The 8397-nt window shown below is 47.1% G+C and carries 5 protein-coding genes; all 5 read right to left on the minus strand.

Going from position 1 to position 8397, the window contains the following annotated elements:
• The coding region (gene nrdA, locus ACTXGO_RS07135) for a class 1a ribonucleoside-diphosphate reductase subunit alpha (protein WP_443573849.1) at positions 1-1634 on the minus strand (1634 nt) is incomplete at its 3' end.
• A gap of 460 nt (positions 1635-2094) precedes the next feature.
• Positions 2095-2388 carry a YbeD family protein gene (locus ACTXGO_RS07140; protein ID WP_317199045.1) on the minus strand — a complete coding sequence of 98 codons (294 nt, stop codon included), beginning with the start codon at positions 2386-2388 and terminating at the stop codon, positions 2095-2097.
• Between the two features lie 325 nt (positions 2389-2713).
• Positions 2714-4636 carry an RNA polymerase sigma factor RpoD gene (gene rpoD / locus ACTXGO_RS07145; RefSeq protein ID WP_443573851.1) on the minus strand — a complete coding sequence of 641 codons (1923 nt, stop codon included), beginning with the start codon at positions 4634-4636 and terminating at the stop codon, positions 2714-2716.
• A 434-nt stretch (positions 4637-5070) separates the two neighbouring features.
• Positions 5071-7287 carry a DNA primase gene (locus tag ACTXGO_RS07150; protein ID WP_443573852.1) on the minus strand — a complete coding sequence of 739 codons (2217 nt, stop codon included), beginning with the start codon at positions 7285-7287 and terminating at the stop codon, positions 5071-5073.
• Between the two features lie 219 nt (positions 7288-7506).
• Positions 7507-8397: outer membrane protein assembly factor BamD (locus tag ACTXGO_RS07155; protein ID WP_443573854.1), on the minus strand; the 891-nt coding region annotated here is incomplete at its 5' end.

Below are 8397 nucleotides of genomic sequence, written 5' to 3' on the forward strand. Positions count from 1 at the left end.
GTTTGATGGGTGAGACCCAATGCTGAGTCGTCTGAATAGCGTACGCCATTCTTCGCAAGGTAATAGGCATAGTTAATGACGCCCACACCGAGGGTACGGCGACGCATGCTGCCGTTATGAGCGGCTTTGACGGGATAGTCTTGATAGTCGAGTAGGGCGTCGAGCGCACGCACGATCAGTTCGGCTGGCTCTTCGATATCGCTGACGTTATCGACTTTGCCTAGATTAACGGCTGATAGCGTACATAGGGCGATCTCACCCTCTTCATCATTGATGTTATCAAGCGGCTTGGTCGGTAGGGCGATTTCCATACATAGATTAGACTGGCGAATCGGAGCAACTGTCGCATCAAACGGGCTATGGGTATTGCAATGATCGACGTTTTGGATGTAGATACGACCCGTGCTGGCGCGCTCTTGCATCATCAGGCTAAATAGGTCTGCCGCTGGTATTTGGCGCTGACGGATAGACGCGTCACCTTCGTATTTGGTGTAGAGCGCTTCGAACTTGTCTTGATCTTCAAAGAAGGCATCGTACAGACCTGGGGTATCATCAGGGGAGAATAGAGTGATGTCTTGCCCTTTGATCAGACGTGTATACAGGGTTTTGTTTATCTGTACGCCGTAATCCATATGACGGACACGGTTGTCTTCGACGCCGCGATTGTTTTTGAGGACAAGAAGTGATTCCACTTCTAAGTGCCATAGCGGGTAGAACAGCGTCGCTGCACCACCACGTACGCCGCCCTGTGAGCAGCATTTTACCGCCGTTTGAAATAGCTTGTAGAACGGAATACAGCCGGTATGCTGAGCTTCACCGCCGCGGATAGGGCTACCAAGGGCGCGAATACGGCCAGCGTTGATACCGATGCCGGCGCGCTGCGATACATAGCGCACGATAGCGCTGGTAGTGGCGTTAATGGAATCAAGGCTGTCACCGCACTCGATGAGCACGCACGAGCTGAACTGGCGTGATGGCGTGCGTACGCCCGACATGATCGGCGTTGGCAAAGAAATTTTGAATTGTGAAGTCGCATCATAGAAGCGCTTGACGAAGTCTAAACGATTGGACTTATCGTAGCTGGCAAACAGACACATACCGACGAGCATATAGAGAAACTGCGGGCTCTCATAGACGGTCTTTGACACGCGGTCTTGCACGAGGTACTTACCTGCCATTTGCTCAACGGCGGCGTAAGCCAGATTCATATCGCGCCAGTGATCTAGGTAGGCCTCTAACTCATCAAACTCGCTACGGCTATAATCAGCTAGGATATGCTCATCGTACTTACCTGCATTGGTGAGGGTCGTGACATGGTCAAACAGATGCGGCGGCTCAAACTGGTTGTAGGCGATCTTGCGCAGATGGAAGATTGCAAGGCGAGCGGCTAGGTACTGATAGTCGGGCGTATCCTCTGAGATGAGATCAGCGGCTGACTTGATGATAGTTTCGTGGATATCGCGGGTTTTGATGCCTTCATAGAACTGAATGTGTGATTTGAGCTCCACTTGCGACACTGACACATTATCGAGTCCATCCGCTGCCCACTCGATGACCTTGTGGATTTTATCCAAATCTATAGGCTCGAGGCGTCCGTCGCGTTTGGTTACTTGAATCTTATCGATATGTGTCATGTTGTCCCTCATCCAATGTTGTTATTTGTCAAAATCTTAGCGATTGCTTTTATAGCGCTAGGTAGAGCGGTAACCCCTAATGGTTTAGAATATTACGTCTATACCGCCCACTTTTTTTAGGCCAAACGATGCCGCAGCCCTAGTGACGAGAAAATTCACTGAGCACTACATATAGCGTGTTTGTTGTTAAGTAGGCACAATATAGCCCGAATATTTTGAAAATACTATATTGATTTTAGATTTTATTTATGTTGTCACAAGAGCGAAGGGGTGTGATTTTGACGCAAAGGGCGATGTGGCAAGGGGTAGAAGAATTTAAAGGATTTTATAAAATTTTTTGTAAAAATGAAAATATGCGCTTATTTACTAAATGCATATAAACGCACTCAAATTTTGCGCGCTTAGAGCATAAAAAATCGCCACCCTAAAAAGAGTGACGACTATTTGATATTAAGATAGCTTACACGACTAAGCGTACTGTTTTGGCCTCATCAAGTGCTGCATATAGCGCGTTGACTTGCGCCGCTTCGGTCAAGTACAGATTGACGCGTGCTGAATGAAAGCGACCTGTTTTAGACGGCTTGACTTCAATAGAGGCCAAATCAAAATCTGGGAACTGGCTACCAAGAATGAGTTTAACTTCATTGAGCAAACTATCATGCTCGCCTTCGTGACCAATAATGCTCAGCGGGTAATCCATTGGAAACTGCCATAGCTCGATATTTTGGATATCCGTTTTTTTGCCTTTTAAGATACCGTCATTAGCGACAAGTTCAGTCACTTTAACATCTCTTTTGCTATCGGTCTGCGTTGTGGCTTGGTTAGCGTTGCTTTGATTGGTGTTGTTTTGATCAACAGTGTTGTTTGGATCATTACTCATAATAGAGTCCTTATTGTTGTTTGACAGCGCCCAACTAAGTTAAATCAGTAAGCTTGGCCAGATCGCTTTATGCACTCTATATAGTGATTGGTCAGTGGTTTTTCAAGAGTGAATACTCAGCTATATAGCAGGCACAAAAAAGCTGAGACTCGCTCAGCTTTTTGGTTTGATTTGTACTCTATATAGCGGTGCTTAGAGTTTAGTCATTCTCTAAGAACGAACGTAGATGCTCAGAGCGTGACGGATGACGCAGCTTACGCAAGGCTTTGGCCTCTATCTGACGGATACGCTCACGCGTCACATCGAACTGCTTGCCGACTTCTTCTAGCGTATGATCGGTTGGCATATCGATACCAAAGCGCATTTTGAGTACGCGTGCTTCACGCTCTGTCAAGTTGCCTAAAACGTCACGCGTCGCCTCACGTAGGCCCGCTGAGGTAGCATCATCGACAGGGCTTGAGATCGTAGAGTCTTCGATAAAATCGCCTAAGTGCGAGTCTTCATCGTCACCGATAGGCGTCTCCATAGAGATCGGCTCTTTGGCAATTTTGAGTACTTTACGTACCTTGACTTCGTCCATCTCTAGACGCTCGCCTAATTCCTCAGGCGTCGGCTCACGGCCCATCTCTTGCAATAACTGACGCGAGACACGGTTGATCTTATTAATAGTCTCAATCATGTGTACTGGAATACGAATCGTACGCGCCTGATCGGCGATAGAGCGGGTGATCGCCTGACGAATCCACCACGTCGCATAAGTTGAGAACTTATAACCACGGCGATATTCAAACTTATCGACCGCTTTCATCAAGCCAATGTTACCTTCTTGGATTAAATCCAAGAACTGTAGACCACGGTTGGTATATTTTTTGGCGATTGAGATGACCAGACGCAAGTTAGCTTCGACCATTTCCTTCTTGGCGCGGCGAGCCTTGGCTTCACCGACCGCCATGCGCCGTGCTACATCCTTCATATCGACAATTTGCATATCGAGCTGCTGCTCGTAATCACGGATTTTGCGCTGCAATAAAATCACATCATCAACGACTTTCTCTAGCGTCTCGCCAAATGCAGGCTTGCCTTTTAGGCGCTCAATGAGCCAATCAACATTGGTCTCATTACTGGGAAAGGTTTTGCGAAACTCTTCGCGCGGCATGCGACCACGGCGGATGACCAGACGCATGATTTGACGCTCTTGTTTGCGCACATCATCATAGACATCATGCATAATCGCCATGACCTGATCTGACATGCGGTTGTTAAGTTTGAGCATCATAAAGCGGCTAGCAAGTTGCTCATAAGCTTCGACGGCTTGTGCGCTACCGCGTCCATAGTCTAATAGGGCCTGCTTGGCAGTAACGAATAACTCTCTGATTTCCTCAACACGTAAACGCACCTCTTCAGGGTCGATACCACTGGTTTCTTCTTCGACCTCGTCATCGCCGCCGTCAACATCATCCTCGTCGTCTTCGTCATCATCGTCTTTTGCATTGACTTTTGGCTTGATGATAGGGGCGTTTTCTTTTTCTTCTTTGATACGCTCACGCTCTTCTTTGGCGCGCTCTTTTTCTTCTTTAGCCGCCTGCTTATCTTCTTCGGTTTCAGGATCCAAAAACCCTGTGATCACATCAGAGAGCTTTTTGTCGCCATCGAGTACGCGCTGATATTCATCAAGGACGAACTGCACGGTACCGGGCCAATAAGCCATTGCGTGTTGGACGTCACGAGTTCCTTCTTCAATGCGTTTGGCAATGGCAATCTCGCCTTCACGAGTAAGCAGATCTACTGTACCCATCTCGCGCATATACATACGCACAGGGTCTGTTGTGCGACCAGGCTCAGTCTCTACCGCTGCAAGTACCGCCGCCGCTTCATCCGCCGCCGCTTCGTCATCGCTTGAGTCATCATTCATCAAGATGTCATCAGCATCAGGCGCGGACTCAAAGATTTTGATACCGACGTCGGTTAGCATCTGAACGATATCTTCGATCTGATCACTTTCGGTAATAGAATCGGGAAGCTGATCGTTCACCTCAGCATAGGTAAGGTAGCCTTGCTCTTTACCCATCTGAATCAAGGTGGCCAGCTGAGAGGTGGACTTAGAAACTGACTTATCGTTCATAAATACTCGCTTTTTTTGTACAGACATTTTTATGAGATGACAACGAGACGTTTAAAGTAGGGTTGACCCTAATCACAGAGAGGTCAAAACAGCGTCAGACTTATCAGTAGTAATAAAAATGAATGGATATCAATTGGTTCTTACCATCAAAAATACAGCACCTAAAAATGCTCAACACTCAAAACGGATAACAATAGTAACGGCGTAGTTTAGCACAGACTCTATGAATGACGTTAAAGCGCGCTAAAGGTTTTTAGCAATTATTGTCATTAAAGAAACTGCTTTGCAGCGCTCACTTGTTACTTTTAAATAATCATTATTCTTAGTAAGGTTTTAATGATTTGTATGTGTAATCAATGGGGATTATAGTGAGTATTTTAAAGGGCTTGAGGCGATAAGACTATAAATACTCTATTTGCGCAGACTTGATGATACTAAATTTGACTGCTCGCCATTTGCGTCGATTGCTCAGCGCGCTTACCCCGTAGCCAGTTGCTCAGCTGCTGGGTTTGCATATTGACGATCGCTTGCTTGATATGATCAGGGTTTTTTACCAGCTCTTGCATCTTCTTTTTCATAGTACGCTCAAGCAATTGACTGACCAACTCTTCAACCAAGTCATCAAGGCTAAGCACGTGTCTGTCAGTCAAGGCTTTATAGAATCCGCCCCAATTGCGACTCAGCATAGGCTGATGGCTTGGACTTAGGTTCGATAAGACAAAATGCGCGGCAGCGTTTGCATCATTAGGCAAATATGGCAGGCAGCGCTGAATGGTACTAACCACATCAAATAGCGCGCCATCTTGCAGATCTTGCCAAGCGAGCGGACGCACGATGTCAGGCGCGGCTCGCTGCATAATGTGCGCCGGTATGTTGATACGATCAATGCCTGCTTGCTGCCAAATGGATGTAATCGGATCATCGATAAGCGTGCGCGGTTGAAACAAAAAACACAGTTGCAGCTGCTGACTGATGGTCATGTCGCCATCAAAATCTAGTAGTGCATCTTTGGCCTCAGTGTTTTGACTACGCTTGCCGCCAAGCTTTTGGTAAATATCGTTATTGAGCAAATAACGAAAACTGCTGCCTTTGGGTAAAGAGGTCGTCAAGGTGCGCACTTGTGACATCAGCTTGGCTTTACCTTCGGCAAGGCTCAAGTCATAGCGCTCACTTAAATAAGCAAAGATATACTGCGATAAAGGCATAGCGCCAGCTATCTGCTCGCGCATGGCATCCACGCCATTGGCCTTGATAAAGGTGTCGGGATCATGGCCATTGGGTAGATTCAAAAAGCGCAGCTCTTTGTCATCACCAAGCACGGGCAGGGCAACTTCAAGCGTACGCCAAGCGGCTTTTTGTCCTGCGCTATCGCCGTCAAAGCTCAAGGTTAGCGTTGGATTCATGGTCAAAAGGCGCGCAATTTGACTCTCATTAATCGCCGTACCCATAGAGGCTACAGCGCCATAGATGCCCGCTTGATACAGAGCAATGACATCCATATAGCCCTCAACTACCAGCCAGTTATCCGCGCGCTGCTGCCGTGATTCATAATAGCCGTAGAGCACATGCTGCTTATGAAAGACAGGGGAGTCTGAGGAGTTGATGTATTTGGGCTTGACCTCGTCATCGAGCGCCCGCCCGCCAAAGCCAATAGTACGTCCTTGATTATCACGAATCGGGAAGATCACCCGATCACGTAGCAGATCGTAGTCACGCCCAGACTCAGACTGACGCACTAGTCCAAGTGCCTTAAGGCCTTCGATGTCCTGCGGGAACTGATGCTCTAGATGCTGCCAGCCAAAGGGCGCATAGCCCAGTCCAAAGGTCTCAATGATAGAGGCGGAAACTCCGCGCGCGGTAAAGTAATGCATAGCATGCGGATGCGTGCTCAGGCTGTGCTGATAAAAGGTTGCGATCTGCTCTAAAAGATCGTATAAATTGCCGTCTTGGTCCGCTTGATTGTCCTGAGAGCCTGGCAGGCTAGCGCTGGCATGCAAGTCCCAAGCAGGTGGTAGGTTGTGACTGTCATCAAAGCCATTATAATCGTAATTATTATCATAAGTACCACCAATGTCAGTACTGCCAATGTCATTACTACCAAAACTGCCGACATCATAGTCTGCGCCGTAAGCAATATCCTCTGGCATACCTTGAGAACTATGGTCATTATTATCTATGCTAGTAGGCTGACGATGATGCTCAGGCGGCGCTGTTTTATTGGATGTATTACGGCTACTTGATGACGCTGATAGCGGCGTCGCTACATCTTGTGATGTAACAGGTTGCGATGTAACGGGATGCGGCTTGCTTGGCTGCGGCTTGGGCGCGCGGCGCTGGTAGCTGACGTTTTTTTGCTCGTCTTTAGGGACTTCTATACCCGTCTGCTTGGAGAGCTCATTGACCGCCTCGATGAAGCTGAGACTTTCATAATCACGCAAAAAGCTAATGGCATTACCGCCGACACTACAGCCAAAGCAGTGATAGATGTTTTTTTGTGGATTGACATAAAACGAGGGTGATTTTTCACCATGAAACGGGCAGCAGCCTTTATACTCACTACCTGCACGTTTGAGCGTCGTATGACGACCAATAATGCTAATCAAGTCAGCTTGGCTATTGAGTTGTTCGAGGATATGGTTTGGGATACTCATACAAAAAACAGTTTACCATAAAGCGATAAAAGGGGAGCGCAAAACCAAAAACAAGGCCAACGCTAGAGTTGACCTTGAATAGAATAATATGAGATTTGACTGACAAAAATTTGAGTATTGCTTTTACTTTGAGCAGTGAGCCAATTTAAGTACTAAGTCAATTTAAGTACTAGCCTATTTAGCTACTAAGCTTACTTAAGGACTGCAGTTACTCAAAAGTTACTCGGTATCATCCATGTCATCAGTATCGTCAACATCAGGTACATCTAACTGAACGCGATCACTGACATTGTCATCAGGTAGCGTCGTACGGCGCGTAGGATTGATGTTTTGTGGATCAACATTGGCTTCTCTAGCCGCTGATGCAGAGCTACCTTGACTGGTGATTTGTTCAGATGATTCCTCAGGCAAGCCAAGACCAATATTAAGACCTGAGCGCGAGGATGAAAAATCAATAGCATTGCTTGCAGTAGAGGTATCACTCGTTGGGAGTCTGAGCTGCGCGGCATCACGTACCATCTGAGTTTTGGTCGCGCCAGTATACTGACCATTTAAAGCAGTAGTATTAGAGGTATCAGCACGGCCAAGTTTACCAAAGGTGATTTTGTTCAGCCAAGTGCGGTCGCGTTTGGTATCGAGTTTGACGCGGCCATCGTTAGTTAGCGTATCAGGATAGTTAATCTGTAGCAGGGTCTTGTACTCTTGAGCCAAGTCATCTAGTCCGAGTTGCTCGTGACTGTAAGCCAGAACTGCCAAGGCTTTTGGCGTAGATTCACTTTGCGGATAAAACTGAAAGACCCACTTGGCACGATTGGCGGCGGCAACATAAGCTTCGCGCTCAATGTACCAGTTAGCAGCGTCAAGCTCGCTCTCGGCAAATTGGTTGTACAAAAACGTCATACGCTGAGCGGCATCTGGCGCATAAGGGCTGTTAGGGTATTTGTTAATTAATTCTTGAAAATTAGCAAAGGCAATACGCAAGTAGGAGGTATCACGTTCAGCTTGATTGGTCTTAAAAATATTAATGCCGCCTGATGGCCCTTGCATATTGGCCACGCCGCGTACATAGTAGGCATAGCTCACTTGCGGGTTGGAGGGGTAGAGGCTGAT

Source organism: Psychrobacter sp. T6-1 (assembly GCF_052258445.1).